We start from the raw sequence: 22,498 nt of genomic DNA, 5'->3' as shown, positions 1-22,498 counted from the left end.
AACAATAATTACTTATACATAATATCAACCGGAGACGGATTATTAAACCCCGCCATCTTCAAGCCATTCTGCAATCCGCGGAACGATCTGATCCGTCAGCATATGCTCCATCTTGGGACCGGGCAGCGAATACAGGAAATACTTCCCATAATAAGATTCGATTACCCTGGTATCATATACAATAACGATTCCGCGGTCCTGCGCGGTGCGGACCAGCCGCCCGAAGCCTTGCTTGAAGCGGATTACGGCCTGCGGGACGGACAGCTTCATGAACGGATTCTTCTTCTGTGCCTGGAGCAGCTCCGACTTTGCCTCAGCCAGCGGATGATTGGGCGGCTGGAACGGCAGTCTGACAATGGCCAGACAGGTCAAAGCTTCGCCGGGAATGTCTACACCTTCCCAGAAGCTGCTCGTACCCAGCAAGACTGACGCCGAACTGTCCTGGAACCGCCGGATCAGCTTGCTCCGGCTGCCGCCTTCTACACCTTGTCCAAGCACCGCGATATCCTGCGAAGCCAGGGCCTCCTTCAGCGGATCATAGACCTGGCGCAGCATCTTGTAGGAGGTGAAGAGCACCAGCATCCGCCCGCGGGTAGCCACGGCAGTTTCTGCCAGTGAATGGACGAGTGTATCCACAAAGCGGGCATCCCCAATGCTTCCCTTGACACTCGGGAAGTCACGTGGAATGACAAGCAGTGCCTGCTCACGGTATTTGAACGGCGACGGAAGCAGGGCTGTCATCAGACGGCCCTGCTCTGCAGCCTCACCAAGACCGAGATTATCTATCATGAACTGGAATGACTTATCCACAGACAAGGTGGCCGAGGTCAGGATGATACTCTTCTTCTTGTCGAAGAACAGCTCTCTGAGTTGGGTGCTCACATCCACCGGAACGGCATACATCTGCAGCGATTTGCCGCGGTAATTGCCGCTCCCCTCCAGCCAGTACACGATATTCTCGTCATTCAGCCCCATAAAGAAACGGATCTGCTCCCGGATGGAGGCCAAGTCCTTGAACAACCCGCCGATATCCGTCACAAGACTGTCCGAAGAGGACTGGCTGTCCGTATCACGCATCTCACTAAGCATTTTATCACCCTTGCGGATGATATCGCTCAAGCTGAGGTTAAGTGTATTCTCCAGAGCGGCCAGCTCCTCCCACTCTTTGGGCTTCTTGCCCGGCTGCAGGCGTGCGACCAGCTGGCCGGCTTCACCGGCTCCGGCATCGCTGCGTTCAGGCAGCAGGCCGAAGAGCTTGTCGCTAAGTGTATCCCATGACTCCTTGACGGTAAGCAGATCCGGATAGATCCGGTCGATAACGCCGCTCCATTCCGAAGCCTGCTCACTGCCGGACGATTGCAGGGTCTGGCGCAGGGCAGGCAGCTGTCCGCTACGGCTGTCCTTGTACAGACGGGTGAGCGTATGCGCCACGGTGAAATATTTCATCTGCATTCCGAGATGTTTGCCGGCAATGTCCTCCAGATGATGCGCCTCATCAATGATGAGATGCTCGTAAGCCGGAAGCAGCTGATGCCCGGCCTTAACATCTGCGAATAACTTGGAGTGGTTAGTCACCACCACATCAGAAATCCCGGCTTCATGCTTGGCCCGGTGATAATAACATTTCCGGAACCACGGGCATGAGCGTCCCAGACAAGAGTCGGTATCACTGGCTACGGTCTCCCAGAAATCACCGCCGCGCCCGCTTAAGTTCAGCTCTTCATCATCGCCGGTCTCCGTCTGGGTCAGCCAGACCATCATCTGCGCAGCCGTAAGCGCTTCTTCCCTGGGACTTGTGAAGTCCCTTTTATTAATTCTATGTTCAAACTTGCGGAGACACAAATAGTGTCCTCTTCCCTTAAAGATCGCTGCCTTGAACGGAAAGGGCACAACACTCGTCAAAAGAGGGATGTCGCGCTCACGCAGCTGATCCTGGAGGTTGATCGTATGCGTGCTGACCATGACCTTCTGATTACTGCGGACACTGTGATAAATGGCCGGAAGCAGATAGCCCAGCGATTTGCCGGTGCCGGTTCCTGCTTCAATCAGCAGATGCTTATCCTGATCAAGCGCCGTCATGACCTCATGGATCATCAGCTCCTGGGCTTCACGGCTCTCATATTGCGGAAGGGTGTCCTTCAGACGTTTGGTTACCTCTTCCATATACTCCCCGAAGGTAATATTCTGCAGCGGGTTGTCAGATCCTTCCTCCCGAGGCGGAGCCAGCTCTGCCCAGTCGCCTACAGCAAGGGCCAGCTGACGGTAGAAGGTCAGGTCTCCTTCCGGCTGGAAGGTCTCCATTTCGCGCTCACGCTGCAGACCGTCGAAATACCAGGCGAGGTCACTGTCTTCATCGGCGAACAGCTCATTGAGCCGCTGGATGGTCAGGAGAGGCAGGCTGTCCAGCTCCTCCAGACATTTCAGCAGCACAAGCGCCGTCGCGAGGGCATCACTGTCCGCTTGATGGGGACGCTCATGCGTAAGGCCAAAATGGCTGCTCACGGACCCAAGCTGATAGGTAGTCAGCGAGGGAAAGCATATTTTGAGAAAATCGATAGTATCCAGAATCCGGCCCTGAAACGGCAAATAGCCGCAGCGGTCCAGCGCATTCTGCAAGAAATGAAAATCAAACGCCACATTATGTCCAACCAGCACAACATCATCGAGCAGCGGCACCAGTTCCATCATCATCTCATCAAGTTCCGGCGCGTCCTGCACATCACTGTCTGTAATTCCGGTCAAGCCCGTAATAAAAGGAGGAATGGGTGCTCCGGGCTTGACATAGGAACCATACACCCGGGAGATGGACCTGTCTTCTTCTATAATGGCAAGGCCAACCTGGATGATCTCTCCCACAGATTGGGTTCCCGTAGTTTCAAAATCAAGCACGGCAAATTTCATTATAAGTTCTATTCCCTTTCACTTGAGACTCTTTATCAGCATAACAGAAGTTACGAAAAAAGGCGATGCACACCCCTGGTGAAGCAGGGCCACATCGCTTGAACGGATGAAAATTAATTATAAAAGCGAGACCAGCTGTTGTCCGAACTGAAGCTTCCCGCCCCGCTTGCGGCAAACCTCCAGATTAACATTCGGCTCAGGAAGAGCGGGATCATGCAGCAGAGAAAGACTGAACAGCTCACTTGCTTCATTAAAGCGTTCCTGAGAAGCTCTGATGCAGCCAAGCGCATTATAAATCATCGCCTTCAGCTTCGTTTCACGGATGAGGCCGAGCATATGATTCAGATGCCCCCATGCCGTTTCCCCTTCACCCTCCTGCAGATAAGCCATAGCCAGATACAGCCGGGCAGCCAGACTGTCCGGGTGCCGGGCAGTGACTTCCTTGAACTGTTCGATACATTTGCGGTACATAAGCAGCTTATAATAACCCTGTCCCCTGACAAAAGCATCCATAGCAAGCTCTGGCGCTTCCTCCTCAGGGATTTCCTGCTCCGGCTGCGGCTGAAAATCTGCCTGATCGCGGAACTGGCTAAGCTTCTCGGCAAAGGCCAGCCATTCATCCATTACATCATCGCTGATCCTGTGGAGCATATTATATTTGGATAAAAGGTCGTTGCGGCGGGCACCCTCCGCAGTAGGATAGTCAGCACTGATCTCCTGCAGCATCTTGTTCATCTCAGCAAATAAATGTTGAAACACCGGACATCCCACCCTTACTGATAATGAAGTCAGCTTAAGCTTGCCTGACTTCATTTTTCACAAGTCGGGGTGTCTTCATCCCTGCCATTGATTACATGGCTCAAATAACGGGATTTAGGCAATCGTCGCGTGAATCTCATGATCCGCCAGCTTCACCGGCTGATTGCCGGCATCTACAAATACAACGGTCGGCTTATGGGCCGCCAGCTCTTCGGATGACAGCATCGCGTAAGAAATGATGATAACGGTATCCCCCGGCTGCACGAGACGAGCAGCTGCACCGTTCAGACAAATAACGCCGCTGCCGCGCGGGCCAGGGATGACATAGGTTTCCAGCCGGGAACCATTGTTGTTATCCACGATCTGCACTTTCTCGTTCTCCAGCAAATCCGCGGCTTCCATCAGATTCTCATCTATGGTAATGCTGCCGACATAATTCAAATTGGCTTCGGTGACGGTAGCACGGTGAATCTTGGATTTCATCATATGTCTAAACAAGAGCGTGAGCCTCCTTGGGAATAAATACATTATTGTCGATCAGGCGGGTTCTGCCGAATTTCACGGCAAGTGCCATAATGACCTCTCCGCCGGCTGCACTCAGCTTACTGCCGCCTTCCAGGCTCTCCAGATCCGGAAAAGTCAGTATTTCTGCGTAATCGATGACCGCAAGCGGGGATTCAGCAATAACTGTAACCAGCAGCGCCCGGGCCTCATCCACCGTTCTCACCTTGCCGTCCTCCAGTGCCTGGCGGACTTCGCGCAGGGAACGGGACAACACCAGTGCCTGTCTGCGCTCTTCAGCGCTTAGATAGACATTGCGTGAGCTGAGGGCCAGTCCGTCTTCTTCCCGCACGATCGGGCAGGCGATAATTTCAACATTCATGTTCAGGTCCGCTACCATCCGGCGGAGAACAGCTACCTGCTGGGCATCCTTCAGCCCGAAGAAGGCATAATCCGGCTGTACAATATTGAACAGCTTGCTGACCACCGTAGTCACTCCATCGAAGTGACCCGGACGCGAAGCTCCGCAGAGCTGTGTTGTAAGGGAAGACACCGAAACTCCCGTGCGGATCGGCTGGGGATACATTTCCTCAACACTAGGGATAAACACAATATCCGCACCCTCGCGTTCAGCAAGCGCCAGATCACGCTGCTCATCGCGGGGATAGGAAGCATAATCCTCATTAGGGCCAAACTGCAGCGGATTGACAAATATACTCATCACCACTGTGCCGCTCTTCTCACCTGCTGCGCGCAGCAGGCTGGCATGGCCTTCATGCAGATAACCCATAGTAGGTACAAAACCGACCGGCCCATGGCCGCCTTGACGCATATATTCCAGCGCTTCACGCATCTGTGCAATTGTTCTGATTACTCTCATCTTATTTCGCTCCTTTGCCGGCACCGCCGTATAGGGATTCCAGTACCGTTTCATCCGCGTTAAACACATGTTCCTCCGCCGGGAAGGAGCGGTCTTTCACTTCCCGCACATAGCTGCTGATGCCTTCACGGATCAGACTGCCGACATCGGCGTAGGTTTTGACAAACCGTTTCTCCCGGTAAGGGGAGGCATAGCGCAGCACATCATGGAAGACCAGGACCTGACCGTCACAATAGCGGCCCGCGCCAATGCCGATGGTCGGAATACTGATTGCCTTGGAGATGGCTGCAGCCACTTCTTCCGTCACCAGTTCAAGCACGATGCCGAAGGCTCCGGCAGCTTCAAGCCCCTTCGCTTCATCGATCAGCCGCTGTGCATCCTTGGCATCCTTGCCCTGGATCCGGTAGCCGCCGATCATATTCACCGATTGCGGAGTCAAGCCGATATGTCCGAGAACAGGCACTCCGGCGGCAACTACAGCGGATACCGCATTGCAGATTTCAAGGCCGCCTTCCATTTTGACGGCATGGGCCTGACCTTCCTGCATCAGCCTGCGCACTCCGCGCAAGGTCTCATCCACACTTCCGTGATAGGTCATGAAAGGCATATCCGCGATGATAAATGTGTTCTGCGCCCCGCGCTTCACCGAACGGGTGTGGTAGACCATATCGTCTATGGTAACCGGCAGGGTGGTATCGTAACCAAGCACGACATTCCCGAGCGAGTCGCCTACCAGAATCAGGTCGACGCCTGCCTCCTCGGCGAGCAGGGCTGAGGGATAGTCATATGCGGTCAGCATGCTCAGCGGCACACCTTCCGTTTTCATTTTTTTCATTTTGATAATATTCAGCGGATGTTTCTCTGCCATTAGCTCTCATTCCCCTTTTCCATAAAATACGCGTTACCGCGCAAACAAAAAAACCTTTTAGCATGGTCCGCTAAAAAGGTCCGAAGGGCAAAAAAGAGTCACTCGCGATCGTCCCTTCTGTCTCGGTCCTTACGGCTCAGAGCAGAATCCAACGTAACCGTTACATACAGTTATGAAGGTAAATCCGGTAAAACAACTCTATAAAAGTTCAGTTGCTTAAGTACAGCTCGCCATAGCGATGCCGCCTCTGAAGCTATTATAACAAAATCTGCAGACAATTACACCTAAAAATATGACATAAGGCGGCATGTCTTGACGCTCAGATCATTTCGATTTCCCCTGACAGCACGCTGGTAATCTCACCAGCCCTATTGCGCAGCCGCAGTCCTCCGTTGTCATCCAGACCTACTGCCATGGCTTCGGTGCGGCCTTGCGGCGTATTCACACACACCTGGCGGCCCAGTGTTACCGACATCGATTCCCAGAGCTCCCGAATAGGCCGGAAGCCCTGCTCTATGTATTGAAGGTACAGATATTCGAGCTCAGCCAGCACCGCTTCCGCAAGCCTGGTACGGTCAACGGGAATGCCGCCCCCTTCAATCAGCAGGGAGGTTCCCACCTCCTGCAGTTCAGCCGGGTAATCTTCACGGGTCAGATTAACGGCAATGCCGATTCCGGCGATACAGTAATGAAGGCCGCCTTCCCTAAGGGAGGATTCAAGCAGAATGCCGCAAATTTTGCGTCCGCCGGCCAGCAGATCATTGGGCCACTTGATGCCGGCAGGAACACCGGTAACCTCACGGATCGCCGTGCAGACAGCTACACCTGCCAGCAGAGTCAGCTGCGGGGTCAGGGACAGCGGGAGATTCGGACGCAGCACCAGGCTCATCCAGATTCCCTTGCCGCGCGGGGAATGCCACTTGCGGCCCATTCTGCCCCGGCCGCCGGTCTGCTCCTCGGCCATAATCGCGGTGCCCTCAGGGGCACCGTTCTCGGCCAGCTTCTTGGCTTCCTCTTGTGTAGACGCCACCGAATCCATCCGTACGATTTCGCCAGGCCAGCTTGAAACGAAGTCCTCCCGCTTCATACGGCCGGACGGCAGCGTGTCATCACTCTTCATCTCTATCCATCCTTTGTGCTTCCTGCAGCAATAATTGTTTATCATTTGCAATGCCGCCGGCTGCGGCAGCCAGCAGCAGCTTGTTCAGCAGCACGCCAAGCCATGGCCCGGGCCGCTTCTGCAGCAATTCCGCCAGTTCGTTGCCCGTCACCGCCAGCTCCGCAAGACTGCGGAGCGGCATAGCTGCGGTCCAGGAGCGCAGGAGCCGGGCTTGGACCGTGGCGGAAACGGGCTGCTGCCCTGCGGCGGAGCTGAGGGCAGGCGGCACGGTGGCGGCAGGACCGAGGGCAGGCGACGCTGTAGCCGCGCCCGCAGAACCCTGCGCCAGATCCGGCGCAGGGACAGGCCCCGCGGCGGCATCCTCCGCCGCCGCAAGCAGCGTCAGCCACCCTTCGGCGGCTGACTGGCCGTGGGCCAGCACGGCGGCGATCCACCGCCGCCGCAGGCCCTCCGTGGCGCCTGGAGCATCCGGCGCCACCGAAGACAGCGCCGCGTCCCAGGCTTCGCGGACGCGCAGTACGGCGACGACGCTGCTGCGCGTCGCCCCCGGGAACGTCCATGCCCGCAGGAGCTCATCCGCCGCAGCGGCGGACGATCCCAGGGCATGCAGCAGGAGCGCCCACCGCAGGCGGGCGTCCTGCAGGTTCCCCAGACCGGCTGTACGGGCGGCTGCTGCCGCCAGGTCATAGCCGGTCCAGGGGAACGGCGCCTTGCCGCGCGGCAGCAGGCCGCTGCGCAGCAGGAGGGCCAGCCCGCGCTGCGGATGCGGGCCCTCTACGATGCGCTCGACCTCCGCGCGCACCCGCTCCACAGCAATATGCGCCAGCTTATCCCGCTGGCGCATCAGGCCGCGCCACGTATTCTTGGCGATGGCGAAATCCAGCACGGAGGCGAAGCGCACACAGCGCAGCATCCGCAGCGCATCCTCGCCGAAGCGTTCCTCCGCCTGGCCCACACAGCGGATACGGCGGAGCTGAAGATCCCGCTCACCGCCAAAGGGATCAATCAGCGCACCATTAAGCCCGGAGCACATGGCGTTGATCGTGAAATCGCGGCGGCGGAGGTCCTCCTTCACATCGCTCACAAAAAAGACGTGCTCCGGACGGCGGTGATCGGCATAGCCGCTCTCCGTCCGGTACGTCGTAACTTCAAAGCTATAACCATTCTGCAGCACAGTAACCGTGCCATGAGCCAGCCCGGTAGGAACACAGCGCGGAAACAGGGCCATAACCTCCTCCGGCAGTGCAGAGGTGGTAATGTCCATGTCATGCACCGGTCTGCCCAGCAGTTCATCGCGCAGGCAGCCGCCCACGAAATAAGCTTCATGCCCTCCCGCCAGCAGACCGGTAATAACGGTGCCGGCGGCTTCCGCCATGCCGGATGATGCCATTGTCCATTCCATGCCTTACTCCTTACCCCCGGATAGGATCCAGTCCGAGTACCTTGCGTCCAAGCACGCGGTAATATATATCTTCGTATTGATTCGTAATCATATCTCTGCTGAAATCATGACAGGCCCGTTCCAGACAGGCGCGTCTGAAGCTCTCTGCCATCGCGTCGTCCGAGAGCAGCTGAACCGCATAATCAGCCATAGTCTGAGTATCGCCTACCGGCGCGAGGAATCCGGTTTTGCCATGCTGAATCAGCTCTGGAATCCCGCCGGTCTGGGACCCGATGGTCGGAACGCCGCAAGCCATCGCCTCCAGGGCAACGAGCCCGAAGCTCTCCTTCTCCGAAGGGAGCAGCAGCAGATCAGCCAGTGAAATCACCTGGGCAATTTCATCCTGCTTACCCAGAAACCGCACTTTGTCCTCCAGGCCCATCTCGCTGATTTTGGCCTGAATCTTCGGCAGATCAGGCCCTTCCCCCACCAGAAGCAGACGTGAAGGCAGATGTTCATTCACCTTCGCGAATACATCCACCACATCACTTACCCTTTTAACCGGACGGAAGTTGCTGATATGCATCAGGATTTTTTCATCCGGAGCAGCGTAGTCACCGCGCAGGTCCGTTACATCGCGTGGATAATACACCCGTTTGTCCACGAAATTATAGGTCAGATCAATTTCCCGTGTAATATCAAGCGCCTTACGTGTTTCCTTGATGAGATCCTGGGAAACGGCAGTCACCGCATCACTCTCATTAATGCCCAGTCGGATCAGATCCTTCAGGGATTCATCCTGGCCCAGTACAGTAATATCTGTGCCATGCAGGGTCGTAACCACTTTAATGTCGTTGCCAAGGATCTGCTTGGCCAGAAAAGCACAGACCGCATGCGGCACCGCATAATGGACGTGGAACAAGTCCAGCTTCTGCATCTTGGCTACCTGGGCCATCTTGGTCGCCAGTGCCAGATCATAAGGCGGATAACGGAACACATAATAATCGTTAACCTCTACCTCATGATAAAATATATTTTTTTGAAACGTTCCCAGCCGGAACGGGATGCTGTGTGTAATAAAGTGGACCTCGTGGCCCTTCTCGGCCAAAAGCTTGCCCAGTTCAGTCGCCACTACGCCCGAGCCGCCAAGAGACGGATAACAAGTGATGCCTATCTTCAGCCGGTCCATAGCTCCGCCCCTTCATTTTACATAAATCTATTACTTCAAGTAATGACATGAATTTATTATAGTTGTTTTTCGGGCTTTTTCAAATCTGCGCCTTATTTACCGGCAGCACCGAAGTAATCCACCGTATGCGGCACCTTGCCGGCGAACCCTTCTGCATAAGGAATGAGCCTCCGCTGTCCGAGCAGCATATCTCTCGAACGGACGCGCTCGATATACCCTTCTGTTAAAGGAGTCTTCACAGCATCCTCACCAGGGAGTATGCCAAATTGCGACCGGTAGCAGGATAACGCCTGCTCTTTGAGCGGATATTGTTCCGTTACATCGACAATCAGATCGGTACGGCCCAGATCGTTAATGAAATAGAAATATAATTGCGGTTCAGGGATAGAAGGCATGTCCGGCATATACTTACGCAGCTTGGCGTTAAATACGGCCTCTTCCACCAGCTTGCTGCACGCGATATGATCCGGGTGCCTGTCCTCCCAATAAGGGGCGAACACGATGGAAGGGGCATAGCGGCGGATTTCCGCAGTTACTGCCGCCAGATGGTGCTCTGTCATATAGAGCCCCCGGTCAGGAAGTCCCAGATTCGTACGTACCGCAGCCCCCAACATGTCTGCAGCCTGCTGAGCCTCAAGTTTGCGAAGCTCCACCGTTCCGTTCGAAGACATTTCCGCCTGTGTCAGATCACACATCCCCACTTTGAAGCCGGCAGCAGTGTGCTTGGCGATGGTTCCCGCCATGCCGATCTCCGCATCATCGGCATGAGCGCCGAATACCAGAATGTCGAGTTTCATTATTCATCCACACCCGGTTTGTATTTATGTACCAGCTCGCGCCAGCCGAAATCTCCGCGGTCGATTGCCTTTACCAGAATTTCAGCTGTGGCAATATTGGTAGCCACCGGGATTCCATATACATCACACAGACGGAGCAGTGCCGTGATATCCGGTTCATGCGGCTGTGCCATAAGCGGATCGCGCAGGAAAATAATCAAATCAAGCTCATCCGTTGCCACCATGGAGCCAATCTGCTGATCTCCGCCCAGCGGGCCGGACATATAGCGGTGAATGACGAGTTTGGTTGCTTCCATGATCCGTTGTCCTGTCGTTCCGGTGGAATATAATTGATGCCCTTCAAAAACATGCTCATAGGCGGTTACGAAATTCACCATCTCATCTTTTTTGCGGTCATGTGCGATAAATGCGATTTTTAACATGTTGCTCTCCCCCGTCTATTCTATAAAATGCTCAAATCCGTAAATCAAACCGGTATACCCCATCACCTTCTGGATTCCCATCTTGACTCCCGGCATATACCCGGCACGCTCGTATGAATCATGGCGGATCTTAAGCGACTGTCCAAACCCGCCGAACACCACTTCCTCCTGGGCAAAAACGCCGGGAAGACGTACGCTATGAATCCGGAACCCGTTGTAGTAACCGCCGCGCGATCCCTCAATAATCTCTTCTTCCCCCGGATGTCCCTGGCGAAGCTCCTGCCGTGCCTCAGAGATCATCTCTGCCGTCTTAATGGCTGTTCCTGATGGCGCATCCAGCTTCTGGTCCCCATGATACTCGATTATCTCCAGGTGCGGGAAATATTTAGCAGCCTGGGCCGCGAATTTCATTAGAAGAATGGCTCCGATGGAGAAGTTCGGTGCAATGAGTCCGCCGATCTCCTGATCCTGGCATTGCTTGTCCAGCTCGGCGATCTGTTCAGGCGTAAATCCGGTAGTCCCGATCACCGGACGAACGCCATATTTGATGGCCAGGGCAGTATTGCTGTAGGCTGATTGCGGAATGGTAAAGTCCACCAGCACATCTGCAGCAGCTCCTGCAAGAGCTGCCTCCAGGTCCGAAGTAACCCGAACACCACTATCCTCAAGGCCAACCATCCGGCCGGCATCGGTGTCGCCCGCAGAGCGGTCGACAGCGGCTGCCAGCTCCAGTTCATCATCCTGCAGCACCAGCTTCACAACTTCTTTGCCCATTCTTCCTCCGGCTCCGGAGACAATAACCCTGATCTTGTCGCTCAAATTAATTCCTCCCCGCTTCCCTGGCTCTGATATTATTGTATATATTTTTGCAGCGATTTCTGCAGATCCTTCATCAGCTGACGCAGACCGGTATCATCCGGGTGCAGCGACATCACTTCTTTCAGTACAGCTATCGCCTGCAGATGCTCGTTCATCCGGCTGTGTGCAATAGCCAGCCATACATAAGCATCCCCATATAAGGGGTCCAGCGATACCGCTTCTTTCAGCAAAGTAACCGGATGGTATGGATTCACCGGCACCGCCGCCTCATCCTCCAGCAGCCGTTTTGCTTCCTGCACGAGCTGCAGCGCCTGCAAATGCTGGAGATGCAGCTCATACTCTGGTTTGGAACCATCCAGTTTACGTGCGGCTACAGCGTGTTCAAGCGCCTTCTCCAGCATTCCGCTGCGGGCATAAGTGATGGAGCAGCGGTACCTTACCTCAGCATCATCCGGACTTGCCGCAATGGCCGCTTCGAACAGAGTGATGGCCTCAGCGAAGTCACTGCGCAGAATAGAGCGGTATGCCGCTTTTACATAATCGTTATGATTCATATCCTCACCATCCTCACGGCTAAATCCCGTTCGTTTGGTACAGCATATGTAGTAAAGGCCTAATCGGTGTTTTTGAGCGTCCAGCGCCCGGCATCGCGGGTATTGAACTTGTGCATAACCTTGTTATGGGCTTCAGTAAGATCTATGCCCAGTGAATTGGCGAAACAAACGGTAATGAAGAGAATATCGCCCAGCTCCAGCTCGATCGAATTATCGGCTTCTTCCGCTTTTTTCGGTTTCTCGCCAAACTGATGGTTTACCTCCCGGGCCAGCTCTCCGACTTCCTCGGACATCCGGGCCAGCATGGACAGCGGGCTGAAATAGCCTTCTTTAAACTGTGAGATATACTGATCAACCTCACGCTGAATGTCACTAAGACTTTTATCCATAAATTGTTGTTTCACCCCCCGTATGTTCTTGCCTTCTGTTTGCCCCTATGTTATCGTAAAGACGTTTTGAAGACAAATCTTTTTTGAAAGTCTTTGTGGATTTGCGGCTGTATCCGTGAGAATAACTACCTATAAACTGCCCATTAGAGGCATACGCGAGGGATTATATGAAATCGTCAATTAAATTCAGCACCATCAGCAAAACCATTGCCCCCATCATGCTGGGAGCTGCAATCTATGCCTTCGGACTTCTGTACTTCATTGTACCCAATCAGCTGATGGAAGGCGGAGTCACCGGGATTACCATCCTGCTCAACTACGCCTTTAGCATACCGATCTTTTTGACCACACTGCTGCTGAATCTCCCGCTCTTCCTGCTTGGCTGGAAGGTGCTGGGGGCGAATCAGATCGTCTACACAGGCGTTGGTATCGGCGCCCTGTCGTTTTTCCTCTGGCTGTTCGAACGAATGATTAATGCAGGCTGGATTGTAACGTTCAGTACGGAGCATGATTTTATTCTTGCTTCATTATATGCCGGGGTAACACTGGGGCTGGGACTGGGGATTGTCTTCCGTTTCGGCGGCACCACCGGCGGGGTAGATATTGTAGCGCGGATTCTCGGACGCAAGTTCGGCTGGAGTATGGGACAGATTATCCTGGCAGTCGATGTGATCATTATTGGCGCTTCCCTGCTCTATATCCCCCGTGAAAAAATATTGTACACCCTTGTCGCCGTCTTTATTGCTTCACGTGTCATTGATTTCATTCAAGAGGGGGCTTATGCCGCCAAAGCGTTCACCATCATCAGTGATGATGCTCCGCAGATTGCCGAGCTGATTACCGCAGAGATGGAACGCGGCGTCACATTGATCCCGGCGATTGGAGCCTATTCCAAACAAGCCAAACACATGGTGTACTGCGTTGTTTCCAGACAGGAAATCCGCCGGCTCAGCCTGCTGGTCAAGTCTGTTGACCCTAAGGCCTTCGTCATTATCAGCGACGTTCATGATGTGCACGGTGAGGGCTTCCGGGAGACCTGATTAGCTGAGGGGAAGCTGTTAACATGAAATCCTGTACATAGTACAACATTCCCCTTATAATCTTGGTCATAATCCGAAATTGTTGTATAAAAGGCAACAACCCGCCTTCTCCAGGCGGATTAGCAGTGGAATTCTTGTATTCCATACAACAATCTTCCCGAATACACTGGTATATTGATATTCAAGTTGTAATATGTACAACATTTTTGTTTACACTGTGCAAACCTGAGGAATTCAGGTTCCGTCAGCAACATTGTACTTACTTCGTTAGTTACAGTTTCAAATGTACTCAAAAAGCTCCCTTCATCCGCCTCAGCGGGAAGGGAGCTTTTGTGAGTATTGAGGATTCATACACCTGAGGGGAAGAACACCAGCTTCAGCGAATGCTTCCCTCCCGGCTATACAGCCTTCCAATCCCCGTTCTGGCCCCGGTACTTGCGGTAAGCGGCATAGGCCAGGACCGTAAGGATGAACGCGCCTGCCAGCAGCCCCCAGGCCCCGTACTGCTGCGGGGCGAGCGGCAGTGACAATGCCGGCTCATCGCGCTCTTTGCCGAACATCACCCGGACCGCATCCTGCCCGTAAGATACAATCTCAAGCAGCCGGGCCCGTTCCACCGGCTGCGCGGAGGTGGCGATCCCCTGGGCATACGAGATCCAGGAATCGAACGTATTGACAGCCTCGGGCGGCCGGGAGATGATCACCGCAGGCCGGATATTATCGTACCGGCTCTGCAGTCTGGCCAGAGCGGCCTTCCAGCTCTTCAGATCATTAGCGGCAGCGCCTTGCTCCATATTATTCAGATCCTCGCGGACCAGCTTGTAATACTGCAGCCACATGGGCTGTCGGGGGTGATTCAGACTGTTCGCGGCGAGCCGGAGCCTGGCTGCGGCAGCTTCCCGCCGCTGGGGAGAAGCCTCTACAGCAGCCACGGCAGACTTCATGTCCATAATCACTGTAGAGAGCGCATGGATTCCCTCTACCGATGTCAACCCTTCGAAGGAAGAAGAGATAAAAATCTGAGAGATCTCCTCACTCTCCTGCCTCGCCTTGACCACATCGCCTTCAAGCACATAAGCATATAGGGCTTCGGCTGCCTGCTCCAGCCGCTGCGCCCCGCTTCTGCCGGTGAGGGCAGCGGGATCACTGACGGTGAATCCAGTTGCCTCTATGTATGCTTCAGTTCCAGAATTGGCACCAGCCGCCGCTGCTTCCGCTCCGGCCAGAACCCTACCTCCATTGATGCCAGCCAGCAGCCAGCACAACACAATCCCTGACAGTATGAACCTTCTCCTGCGCGGCATGAGACATCCCTCCCACCTTAATGTATGGCGGAAGGACAAGAGTTAGAACAGCCTGTCAGTGCCTCTCAGCAGGTTTGCCCGGAAGTGCAGGACGCCTTGTCCTGCCGCCGAATAACCACGCGGCAGCTGTGCTGAACAAGGTAAGACCCATGGTGAAATACTGTACGGCACTGATATCATCATCCAGCACTGATGGCAGCCACGGAAATACGCCTTCAGAATAATCCACCATATCATTCGCGAAAGTCCATAACAGCGCAACGGGCAGCATTCTGCGGAAGGAGAAGTAGCGGGCATAGATCAGTGCTTCAACCGCCATTCCGGTATGAGAAATCATCAGCATCCAGTCTTTCCAGTTGACCGTATCGCCCTGATAACCGCCGGCCACAATCATGCTGACCGCCCAGATGCCGTATTTCACCGATGTGACTACGGCCAGCGCCTCGATCAGCTGACGAACCAAGGTTCCCGTAAGTCCCTTCGGCGGGTAGAGCAGCAGCAATAATGCAATTGTAAAGAACAGGCTGGCCGTAGGACTGTCCGGAACAAAGGGCAAGAGCCAGACAGGATAATTCTCAGCCGTGAACGCCAGCTGATTGCCATACCACATGTATCCGTAAACCGTACCCAGAAGATTCACGATGAACAACAGCCAGATGATCCTTCTGTCCCTGAATAATCTGTCAAACCAATGAACCGGCATATAGACAACTTCCTCCCGACTGTTGCAGCTTCAATTCAAAAAAAGCAAAAACCTGACCGCATGCACGATCAGGTTTGCGTTAATTTTATTTTACTGTTCGCTTTTTTGTTTGGCAAGCCAGCCGGCCAGATCATCAATATCCTGCTCGGACAGCCCTGCTCCCATAGCGGTCTCGTACATCGGAGGCATTTGTCCTTTGCCTTCTTTAATAATAGTAAGAATCGCTGCCTTATCATGCTTATCCCCGACCCCGCGCAGTGAAGGCGGCCCTCCGGTGCCCTTCATATCTACCGCATGGCAGGATACACAGCTGGCTTGCTTATAGAGTGCCATCGCCGGATCATCCTTGTCCACAATGGCAATGTCCTTCGTTTGGACGACAGTTGTGGTAGGCAAGCCAGCCGCCCTGTTCTCGGCCGCTTTCTCCTCACGCTGCACATCCTCCGGAATCTGTCCCGTCTCCGCCATTTCATGCTTGTATTCCGTCCAGGCGGTATTGGTCAGGTACACAATGGCCGCCAGGGACAGGAACATAAGTGAGGAAGCAATCGGTCTTCGGTAGAACCGGCGCTCACGGCCCGTATCCAGAAAAGGGGCCAGAAGCAGTGATCCAAACGCCACACCGGTCACGCCAAGCGTTCCCAGCACGATATAATCTCCCGATGCATAGGGCAGCTTGAGATACTGATAGAGAAACAGAAAGTACCAGTCCGGGATAGGAATTACCGTCGCTGTGGCATTCGCGGGAAATCCGAGCGGAGCCGGCTCCGATATCGTCAGAACCAGAATACCCACCAGCACCACTACGCCAACCATCCATTCCTTAAGCAGAAAGTTAGGTATAAAAGCTTCAGACTTGCCCGGATAGGCCGAATAGTCAGGCGGAGTAATGAACCCGTTGCCCCTGCGGACTCGGGAATCCCCTACAAATACCACCTTCTCTTTGGAGTCGTCTTTATGCGCCATGACCGTTCCTCCTAAAAGTTTTGTGAGCCTCTGCTTCTCGAACCGCTTCGTACAAAACTCGCTTCGGAAGCATACTCTTAAGTTTTGGTGAGCCTCAATTACAATGGGCCGGAAATTCCTTGTCTGCGGATCATAATAAAGTGTCCGACCAGCAGTATAAGCAGGACCGCCGGGAGGAAGAATACATGGAGGGCGAAGAAGCGGGTCAGCGTCTCGGCGCCAACAATCGTACCGCCCTGCATCAGTTCCTTCAGCACCGGCCCCATAACCGGAACAGAGTTCGCGATCTCCAGGGTAACCTTGGTTGCGAAGTACGCCTTGTTATCCCAAGGGAGCAGGTAGCCGGTTAATCCCAGCCCCAGCATAACGAAGAAGATCAGCATCCCGACGACCCAGTTCATCTCGCGCGGAGCTTTATAGGAGCCGGTGAAGAACACGCGCATCGTATGAAGAAACATCATGACAATGACCAGACTCGCTCCCCAGTGATGCATCCCCCGGACAATTTGGCCGAAGGCAACTTTGGTCTGAAGGTACTCCACACTGGCATAGGCATTTATGATATCGGGTACATAATACATCGTCAGGAACATGCCTGACAGAATCTGAATGACGGTTATGAAAAAAGTAAGTCCGCCGAAGCAATAGACAAAGGCTGAGAAGTGATGGGCCGGATTGACATGCTCGGGAACCTCGTGGTCGGCAACATCTCTCCAGATCGGCGTAATATCCAGACGTTCGTCAATCCAGTTATAGACATTTTTAAACATTGGATTCACGCCTCCTTCTTAGCTTCAGTATTTGGAACGATGTCGCCCAGATACACCCAGCCGCCGTCAATCTTGGTGGTGTACTGGTCAAGCGGCTTCGGGGCTACCGCCAGATTCTTGCCCAGTTTCGTATAACGCGCTCCGTGGCAAGGACAGTGGTATTCATCCGGAAAAGCCTTATCATTGTTCCAGCCTACCGTACAGCCAAGGTGCTTGCAGACCGGTGAAAGCGCATAAATTTCTCCGCTCTCATCTTTACGGATCCACGCCGTCAGCATTGCTGTACTGGCATACCATCCGTCCTGCTGCGGCAGTTCAAAGGTGAACTCCTGGGGCACATCGGTAATCTTGGACGTTTCCGCTACCTTAATAAAGTCTCCTTCGCCTTTTTTATGTAATATCGGGTCTACGGCAAAACGAATCATCGGCAGAATGGCTCCGGCTCCCATAAAAGCGGTGGCACCGCCTAGTGTATAGGCCAAAAACTGTCTACGCGATATATCCTTCCGTTGGGGCTGTTCTTGCGGAAGCGGTTCCTGTTCTTCATTAAGGCTGCTCATACTGTGTGTAACCCCCTTTTCAAAATTTGAGAAGGCACCTGCAGAGTCCGTTCAAAGACAATTCTGGTAATTAATTCGTTTTCAATGAAAAAAATCACATGACATATAAGTTCACCCTAATCATAGCTTAGGCTCCAAAACCCGTCAAGAATATTGTCTAAATTGTGACAGGCATTTGTGGCTGATTTCAGAATAATTGTTGATTTTTCGTCACATTTAACTCATTTTACATTTAACCATAATCTCTGGATTTCATCCCGTATACGGGAGCTCATGGGAGTCTCAGAATCCCTCTTCATTTCAGGCTGGCAAAGGAGTAAATCGCTTTCATAAACCTCTTCTGTTAAAAGCACTTCATTTGCGGATGACACGATGACATACTGGAAACCAATGGATTTGACTTTTTGACAAAGGACATTAAGTAAAGCTATACTTTCTGCTCCTGCATACTGTACCGCCGGATACGTCACTACCCGCCCTTGAAAAGGCTTCTCGACTAAATCGAGGAAATCACGCTGACGCTCCAGCGCTGCAACAGTCTCGGGAGGTGTCTCCGTCCCTTGAAGTCCTGTATACGGAATAACACAGGTATCATAGAACTGTCCGTTGGCTTCCCAAGTCTCACGGTCAAAATCACTGAATTTCATCGGCTGGCCCCCTTCTTGCCGCTCATGCAGCATTTAGAACATCATAATTGTAAAAAAAGAAATGCGCCAGGCGCATTTCCTTATGCCAAACTTTTCAGTTCTTCAGTCAGATTCCGGAAAGCCGCCTCATCTCCGGCAGCCAGCGCCGTGTCAATCTTCCGGTACAAGATGTCGGTACGACGCTTTCTTAACGCTTCATCCCAAACCATTTCTGCAGCAAGCCCCAGCATCACTTCATAAGTAGCCTTCATTTTGTCCATTCGATACACCTCCGCTGTTTAAGAGTTTCCGTATTCCAATGCCTTCTTCACATAGCTTTCACTGGTGCGTGCCATCCTCAGCAGATCCTGTTCGGTCAACTCACGGATCACTTTGGCCGGGGTGCCTAAGGAGAGCGTGTACGGCGGAATGATTTTGTTTTCGGTTACAATGGAGCCGGCTCCTATTAAAGCATATTCACCAATCTCTGCTCCGTTCAATACAATTGCTCCCATTCCGATTAATGTGCCTTTGCCTATCCGGCAGCCGTGGATAATCGCGGAATGGCCAACCGATATATCATCACCCAGAATTAGCGGTACACCCTCAGCCACATGACCCACCGTACCATCTTGGATATTGCAGCGCTCTCCGATTATTACCGGAGCCAAATCTCCTCTAAGCACGGCATTGAACCAGATACTGGATTGTTTCCCCATCCTTACATCGCCAACGAGCTTAGCGCCTTCCGCCACATAGACTGATTCATCAAGCTGCGGTATGTAACTCCCATAAGCAATCCGCATCTCTCCCCCCCTTACTTGAGCAGCAGCTTCGGTACGGCCGCTTCACTTCCCCAGGGCGTCATCATGACCACCGGTCCTTCGGCACCTTCTCCGAGTCTGATCATACCCAGATGCAGCATCATCCGCAGAATACGCTGTTCGAGTATGGCACCGGCATCATCATAATAGAACGGCTTAATCAGCCAGCCCAGCCCTTCGGATAACGAAGCCACTGTAACCCATCTGCCTGCACTAAGACTGATCCAATAGACTAGCGACGGCAGGTTTGGAATTGCGCCTTTATACAGTCTTAACCAAAAGGAGAATAACTGCATCAGCTTTTCCGATTTCCCTTCCTCCAGGAATTGCTCCCCTAAGGCTGTGAGCTTCAGACGGTAGCCCTCCTCCGAGATCCAGCGGCGGTGGCGGGCATAATCATACAGCAGGGCAAATCTCGGCGGATAATGCTCACAGGCCCTGCCGTAGCCGAATCTCCACCCGCCTTTGCCCAGCAGGGGCTCAGCAATTTGCAAAGCATTCATCACTCCCTGCTGATTGCGTTTATACAGCGCCCCCTCCTGGCCAAGTTCAGGCTCGTTCTCCTTCACATAGCGCAGGAAGAGCAGCAGATCGCCCGCCAGCAGATCACCCTCGCCCCGGTACATTGCCGGTTCAGGACTTGGAGTAATCCCTTCCTTCAGGTGCTCCCCCATCCTGTCGCGGAAGCGGTTCTTCAGATCCAGCGGGACCTGAAACAGATACCTGCTCTGCTGCGATGCACCGGTAAAGAGCCAGCCGCCGTTTTTGAACCTGCTGACCATATCGCGGTAGCTGCCGCTTTTACCGGAGGGTGTGTCAAAACATGCCTGCCTTGCGGCGGCAAGAAGATCTTCCAGACTGAAATGGCTGCGCTCATCAAATAGCAAAGTGTTCAGGAACCGCAGTTCCTCCGGGGTACAGCCCCGGATATGAGACTCCATAAACTCACGGCTGCCCAAGGTAATGAGAATACTCTGAATCAAATCATGTTTGGAATTCCGTTTGCACTCACATTCATAGCGTCCCGCAATGGCGGTAAGCTGACCAATGTCTGCGTAAGTGAGCATATCCGCCAGATTCATCTTTTATCGCCTCACCGTTTTACTACCATTATGGGAAATACAGCCCTTTTTATTCCTTATTACGCAAAAAAAATAACCCGAAGGGTCGGGTTAACGCTGATTCTGCAAGATATGACGGGTACAGTTGTACAATAACGGATTCCATTCCTGCTCATTTTTCTCCAAAATCGTCAGGGAGAGGTTGCCGAGCCGTTCCGAATACTTGTCTTTGTATAGCGCGGTATACAGCTGTGCAAGAAACCCTCCATGGGAGATGACCAGTACATTCTGATCCGGATAACGGGCTGAGAGATCCTCAAGAAAAGCAAGCCCGCGGACCTGAAGCGCCTCATCACTCTCCTGCCCCAGTGTTAACTGATTCCAGTCCTTGCCCCATTTAGCTTCGCGGGCTGCAGCTGTCATGCCTTCTACCTGGCCATAAGCACGCTCGCGGATTCGATGATCCGGTTCCAGTAAAGGAATTCCCAGCTTGGCGGCAACGATCTTTCCTGTCTCAGCTGCGCGGGAAAGACTGCTCGTAATGCAATAGTCCCAGTGGTAGGGCTCCTGCAGAAGCCGGTCACCCAGCATCTCAGCCTGCCTGCGGCCTTCGTCGTTAAGCGGAATGTCACTTTGTCCCTGAATCTTACCTTCCGCGTTCCAATCCGTCAGCCCGTGGCGTATTAAGCCGATCAGCATTGCCTATCACCTTTCCCTTCCATTTATGTTTGCTTAATAATGTAACACGAATGAAAACAAATGTCTTCTTTTTTAACAAAATTACAGGTCTATTCCTCACTTGAAGCTCATATCCGGATACGAAAAAGCCCTCTTCACTATATAAGTAAAGGGGCTTTCATTGTCTGCGGTAACGGTTCAGGCGTACCAGCAGGAATATAGACAACCCGACGCCAAGCGTCGACAACACCATCCAGTATTGCGGGTGGGAAGGGCCCATATTGGCTACAAGCGGTTCAATAATACCGCCCTCTGACTCGACCGGATAAGAAGATGACCAATCCAGTGTCAGTCCTGCCACACCTGTTTCTACAATCCCGCTCTGGGCCGCAGTAGTATTCGAGGGTGTTTTGAACATGGTGAAATATAAAAAGCTGGAGATGAACACAGCCAGAAAACAGGCGATCCACAGGCTCAGCCTGCGGCGGAAAACAGCGGAGCTGCCCGCAGATTTACCGTCCCCGGGCATAAGCCAGGGGCTTTCCAGATAGATCCGCTCCATAACCTTGAGGTTAATCGCTTCTGCGCGTTCATCACTGACTTCAAACCTTGAGTCCTGCATAAGCTCACTTGTCTCCTGCCACAACGCCCATTCGGCACTGCAATAGGAACAAGTCGCGATATGCTTCTCCAGTCTAATCCGTCTGGGATCCGTGGGGGGAGCGTCCCACAAGAGCGGAATGGAATCCTGCGCTTCCCTGCAATTCATTGGCCTTACACCCTCTCAGCCTGCTCATCGAATTCAGGCTCATAGAAATAGGATTCGAGCTGGAGCTTCACACTGCTCCTGGCGCGGAACAATAGTGATTTCACGGAGCTGACACTCTGATCCAGAATCACTGCAATTTCCTGATAATCCATCTGATCATATTCACGCAGAATGAGCGCAGAACGCTGCTTCTCCGGGAGATTGTTAATTGCTTCACGGACCAGATTCATCCGTTCCTTACGTAATGCCGCCTGTTCGGGGGCAACGTCAAGCGGTGCCACAGGAGTATAACCGCTCTCTTCAAGCGATACATTTCCGGCACGGTTCTTGCGCAGCTCACTAAGCACCGTATTACGGGCAATAGTGTACAGCCATGTAGAAAAAGAAGCATCCACTTCACGGAACGAATGAAGACTCCGGAAAGCCTTGTAGAAAGTCTCAGAACAGAGGTCTTCGGCAATCAGCTCCATATGGGAATTCTTAAGCATGTGATACACGAACGCCAGTATCTTGCGTTGATAACGTCGCATCAATTCCGAGTATAATTCTGTATCTCCTTGCTTAATAAGCTGGATCAACTGGGAATCCGTCATGGTGAGTTCGGCCCTCCTCGCCCT

At 53.2% G+C, this 22,498-nt stretch carries 26 protein-coding genes; 1 reads left to right on the top strand and 25 read right to left on the bottom strand.

Annotated elements, in window-relative coordinates; genetic code table 11:
• Window positions 1–42 precede the first annotated feature (42 nt).
• From dinG to MHI42_RS33380, 13 genes are all read right to left on the bottom strand, one after another.
• On the bottom strand, window positions 43–2,901 hold the full coding sequence (gene dinG / locus MHI42_RS33440) for an ATP-dependent DNA helicase DinG (protein ID WP_342421961.1): 2,859 nt from the start codon (window positions 2,899–2,901) through the stop codon (window positions 43–45).
• 117 nt (window positions 2,902–3,018) lie between these two features.
• On the bottom strand, window positions 3,019–3,660 hold the full coding sequence (locus MHI42_RS33435; protein WP_171716658.1) for a hypothetical protein: 642 nt from the start codon (window positions 3,658–3,660) through the stop codon (window positions 3,019–3,021).
• Window positions 3,661–3,774: 114 nt separating this feature from the next.
• Window positions 3,775–4,158: an aspartate 1-decarboxylase gene (gene panD, locus MHI42_RS33430; RefSeq protein WP_171716659.1), complete on the bottom strand. Its 384-nt coding sequence runs from the start codon at window positions 4,156–4,158 to the stop codon at window positions 3,775–3,777.
• Window positions 4,151–5,041 (bottom strand): pantoate--beta-alanine ligase, encoded by an 891-nt coding sequence (panC, locus tag MHI42_RS33425; protein WP_342421960.1) that lies wholly within the window; start codon window positions 5,039–5,041, stop codon window positions 4,151–4,153. The genes panD and panC overlap by 8 nt, the downstream gene beginning before the upstream one ends.
• A gap of 1 nt (window position 5,042) precedes the next feature.
• Entirely contained in the window at window positions 5,043–5,909 is an 867-nt protein-coding gene (gene panB / locus MHI42_RS33420) for a 3-methyl-2-oxobutanoate hydroxymethyltransferase (RefSeq protein ID WP_171716661.1), read from the bottom strand.
• A gap of 319 nt (window positions 5,910–6,228) precedes the next feature.
• Complete coding sequence (locus MHI42_RS33415; protein ID WP_342421959.1) at window positions 6,229–7,029, bottom strand: biotin--[acetyl-CoA-carboxylase] ligase; 801 nt, start codon at window positions 7,027–7,029, stop codon at window positions 6,229–6,231.
• On the bottom strand, window positions 7,019–8,431 hold the full coding sequence (locus MHI42_RS33410; RefSeq protein WP_342421958.1) for a CCA tRNA nucleotidyltransferase: 1,413 nt from the start codon (window positions 8,429–8,431) through the stop codon (window positions 7,019–7,021). Before MHI42_RS33410 ends, MHI42_RS33415 begins: the two co-directional genes overlap by 11 nt.
• Before the next feature lie 10 nt (window positions 8,432–8,441).
• Window positions 8,442–9,599, bottom strand: coding sequence for an N-acetyl-alpha-D-glucosaminyl L-malate synthase BshA (gene bshA / locus MHI42_RS33405; protein ID WP_340986333.1), 1,158 nt, complete (start codon window positions 9,597–9,599; stop codon window positions 8,442–8,444).
• Window positions 9,600–9,691: 92 nt separating this feature from the next.
• The gene (gene bshB1, locus MHI42_RS33400) at window positions 9,692–10,396 is read right to left on the bottom strand and encodes a bacillithiol biosynthesis deacetylase BshB1 (protein ID WP_042138603.1); all 705 of its coding nucleotides are present in this window, start codon (window positions 10,394–10,396) and stop codon (window positions 9,692–9,694) included.
• The gene (gene mgsA / locus MHI42_RS33395) at window positions 10,396–10,818 is read right to left on the bottom strand and encodes a methylglyoxal synthase (RefSeq protein WP_039309895.1); all 423 of its coding nucleotides are present in this window, start codon (window positions 10,816–10,818) and stop codon (window positions 10,396–10,398) included. The genes bshB1 and mgsA overlap by 1 nt, the downstream gene beginning before the upstream one ends.
• 15 nt (window positions 10,819–10,833) lie before the next feature.
• Window positions 10,834–11,637 (bottom strand): 4-hydroxy-tetrahydrodipicolinate reductase, encoded by an 804-nt coding sequence (dapB, locus tag MHI42_RS33390; protein WP_342421957.1) that lies wholly within the window; start codon window positions 11,635–11,637, stop codon window positions 10,834–10,836.
• Between the two features lie 32 nt (window positions 11,638–11,669).
• On the bottom strand, window positions 11,670–12,191 hold the full coding sequence (locus MHI42_RS33385) for a tetratricopeptide repeat protein (protein ID WP_342421956.1): 522 nt from the start codon (window positions 12,189–12,191) through the stop codon (window positions 11,670–11,672).
• Window positions 12,192–12,250: 59 nt separating this feature from the next.
• Window positions 12,251–12,580: a nucleotide pyrophosphohydrolase gene (locus MHI42_RS33380; RefSeq protein ID WP_342421955.1), complete on the bottom strand. Its 330-nt coding sequence runs from the start codon at window positions 12,578–12,580 to the stop codon at window positions 12,251–12,253.
• Between the two features lie 167 nt (window positions 12,581–12,747).
• Between MHI42_RS33380 and MHI42_RS33375 the strand changes: the two genes are divergently transcribed.
• Window positions 12,748–13,620, top strand: a complete 873-nt coding sequence (locus MHI42_RS33375; protein WP_042138607.1) for a YitT family protein — start codon at window positions 12,748–12,750, stop codon at window positions 13,618–13,620.
• Between the two features lie 398 nt (window positions 13,621–14,018).
• On the opposite strand, the gene MHI42_RS33370 is transcribed toward MHI42_RS33375, so the two are convergent.
• The 12 genes from MHI42_RS33370 to MHI42_RS33315 form a co-directional block, all read right to left on the bottom strand.
• A complete protein-coding gene (locus MHI42_RS33370) occupies window positions 14,019–14,924 on the bottom strand; it encodes a sporulation protein YpjB (protein ID WP_342421954.1) in 906 nt (301 codons plus the stop codon).
• 55 nt (window positions 14,925–14,979) lie between these two features.
• Window positions 14,980–15,627, bottom strand: coding sequence for a DUF1405 domain-containing protein (locus MHI42_RS33365; protein WP_171716668.1), 648 nt, complete (start codon window positions 15,625–15,627; stop codon window positions 14,980–14,982).
• 90 nt (window positions 15,628–15,717) lie between these two features.
• Window positions 15,718–16,593, bottom strand: a complete 876-nt coding sequence (locus MHI42_RS33360) for a menaquinol-cytochrome c reductase cytochrome b/c subunit (RefSeq protein ID WP_042138609.1) — start codon at window positions 16,591–16,593, stop codon at window positions 15,718–15,720.
• A gap of 98 nt (window positions 16,594–16,691) precedes the next feature.
• A complete protein-coding gene (locus MHI42_RS33355) occupies window positions 16,692–17,363 on the bottom strand; it encodes a cytochrome b6 (protein ID WP_020427667.1) in 672 nt (223 codons plus the stop codon).
• 5 nt (window positions 17,364–17,368) lie between these two features.
• Window positions 17,369–17,923 carry a ubiquinol-cytochrome c reductase iron-sulfur subunit gene (locus MHI42_RS33350; RefSeq protein WP_042138610.1) on the bottom strand — a complete coding sequence of 185 codons (555 nt, stop codon included), beginning with the start codon at window positions 17,921–17,923 and terminating at the stop codon, window positions 17,369–17,371.
• Between the two features lie 221 nt (window positions 17,924–18,144).
• On the bottom strand, window positions 18,145–18,570 hold the full coding sequence (locus tag MHI42_RS33345) for a DUF2487 family protein (protein ID WP_342421953.1): 426 nt from the start codon (window positions 18,568–18,570) through the stop codon (window positions 18,145–18,147).
• Between the two features lie 80 nt (window positions 18,571–18,650).
• Window positions 18,651–18,830 (bottom strand): IDEAL domain-containing protein, encoded by a 180-nt coding sequence (locus MHI42_RS33340; RefSeq protein ID WP_039309877.1) that lies wholly within the window; start codon window positions 18,828–18,830, stop codon window positions 18,651–18,653.
• An 18-nt stretch (window positions 18,831–18,848) separates the two neighbouring features.
• Window positions 18,849–19,355 (bottom strand): gamma carbonic anhydrase family protein, encoded by a 507-nt coding sequence (locus tag MHI42_RS33335; RefSeq protein WP_171716670.1) that lies wholly within the window; start codon window positions 19,353–19,355, stop codon window positions 18,849–18,851.
• A gap of 11 nt (window positions 19,356–19,366) precedes the next feature.
• Window positions 19,367–20,455, bottom strand: a complete 1,089-nt coding sequence (locus MHI42_RS33330; RefSeq protein WP_042138613.1) for a hypothetical protein — start codon at window positions 20,453–20,455, stop codon at window positions 19,367–19,369.
• A gap of 90 nt (window positions 20,456–20,545) precedes the next feature.
• Window positions 20,546–21,133, bottom strand: a complete 588-nt coding sequence (locus tag MHI42_RS33325) for a histidine phosphatase family protein (RefSeq protein ID WP_342421952.1) — start codon at window positions 21,131–21,133, stop codon at window positions 20,546–20,548.
• A 157-nt stretch (window positions 21,134–21,290) separates the two neighbouring features.
• Window positions 21,291–21,881 carry a zf-HC2 domain-containing protein gene (locus MHI42_RS33320; RefSeq protein ID WP_039309868.1) on the bottom strand — a complete coding sequence of 197 codons (591 nt, stop codon included), beginning with the start codon at window positions 21,879–21,881 and terminating at the stop codon, window positions 21,291–21,293.
• Window positions 21,882–21,886: 5 nt separating this feature from the next.
• Window positions 21,887–22,474, bottom strand: a complete 588-nt coding sequence (locus tag MHI42_RS33315; RefSeq protein ID WP_039309865.1) for a sigma-70 family RNA polymerase sigma factor — start codon at window positions 22,472–22,474, stop codon at window positions 21,887–21,889.
• Between the last annotated feature and the right edge of the window lie 24 nt (window positions 22,475–22,498).

The organism is Paenibacillus sp. FSL E2-0178 (assembly GCF_038593005.1).
In the GTDB taxonomy this organism is placed as follows: Bacteria; Bacillota; Bacilli; order Paenibacillales; family Paenibacillaceae; genus Paenibacillus_AQ; species Paenibacillus_AQ phytohabitans.
Note: the sequence above shows the minus strand (reverse complement) of the source record. Positions and strands in the feature narration are given on the sequence as shown.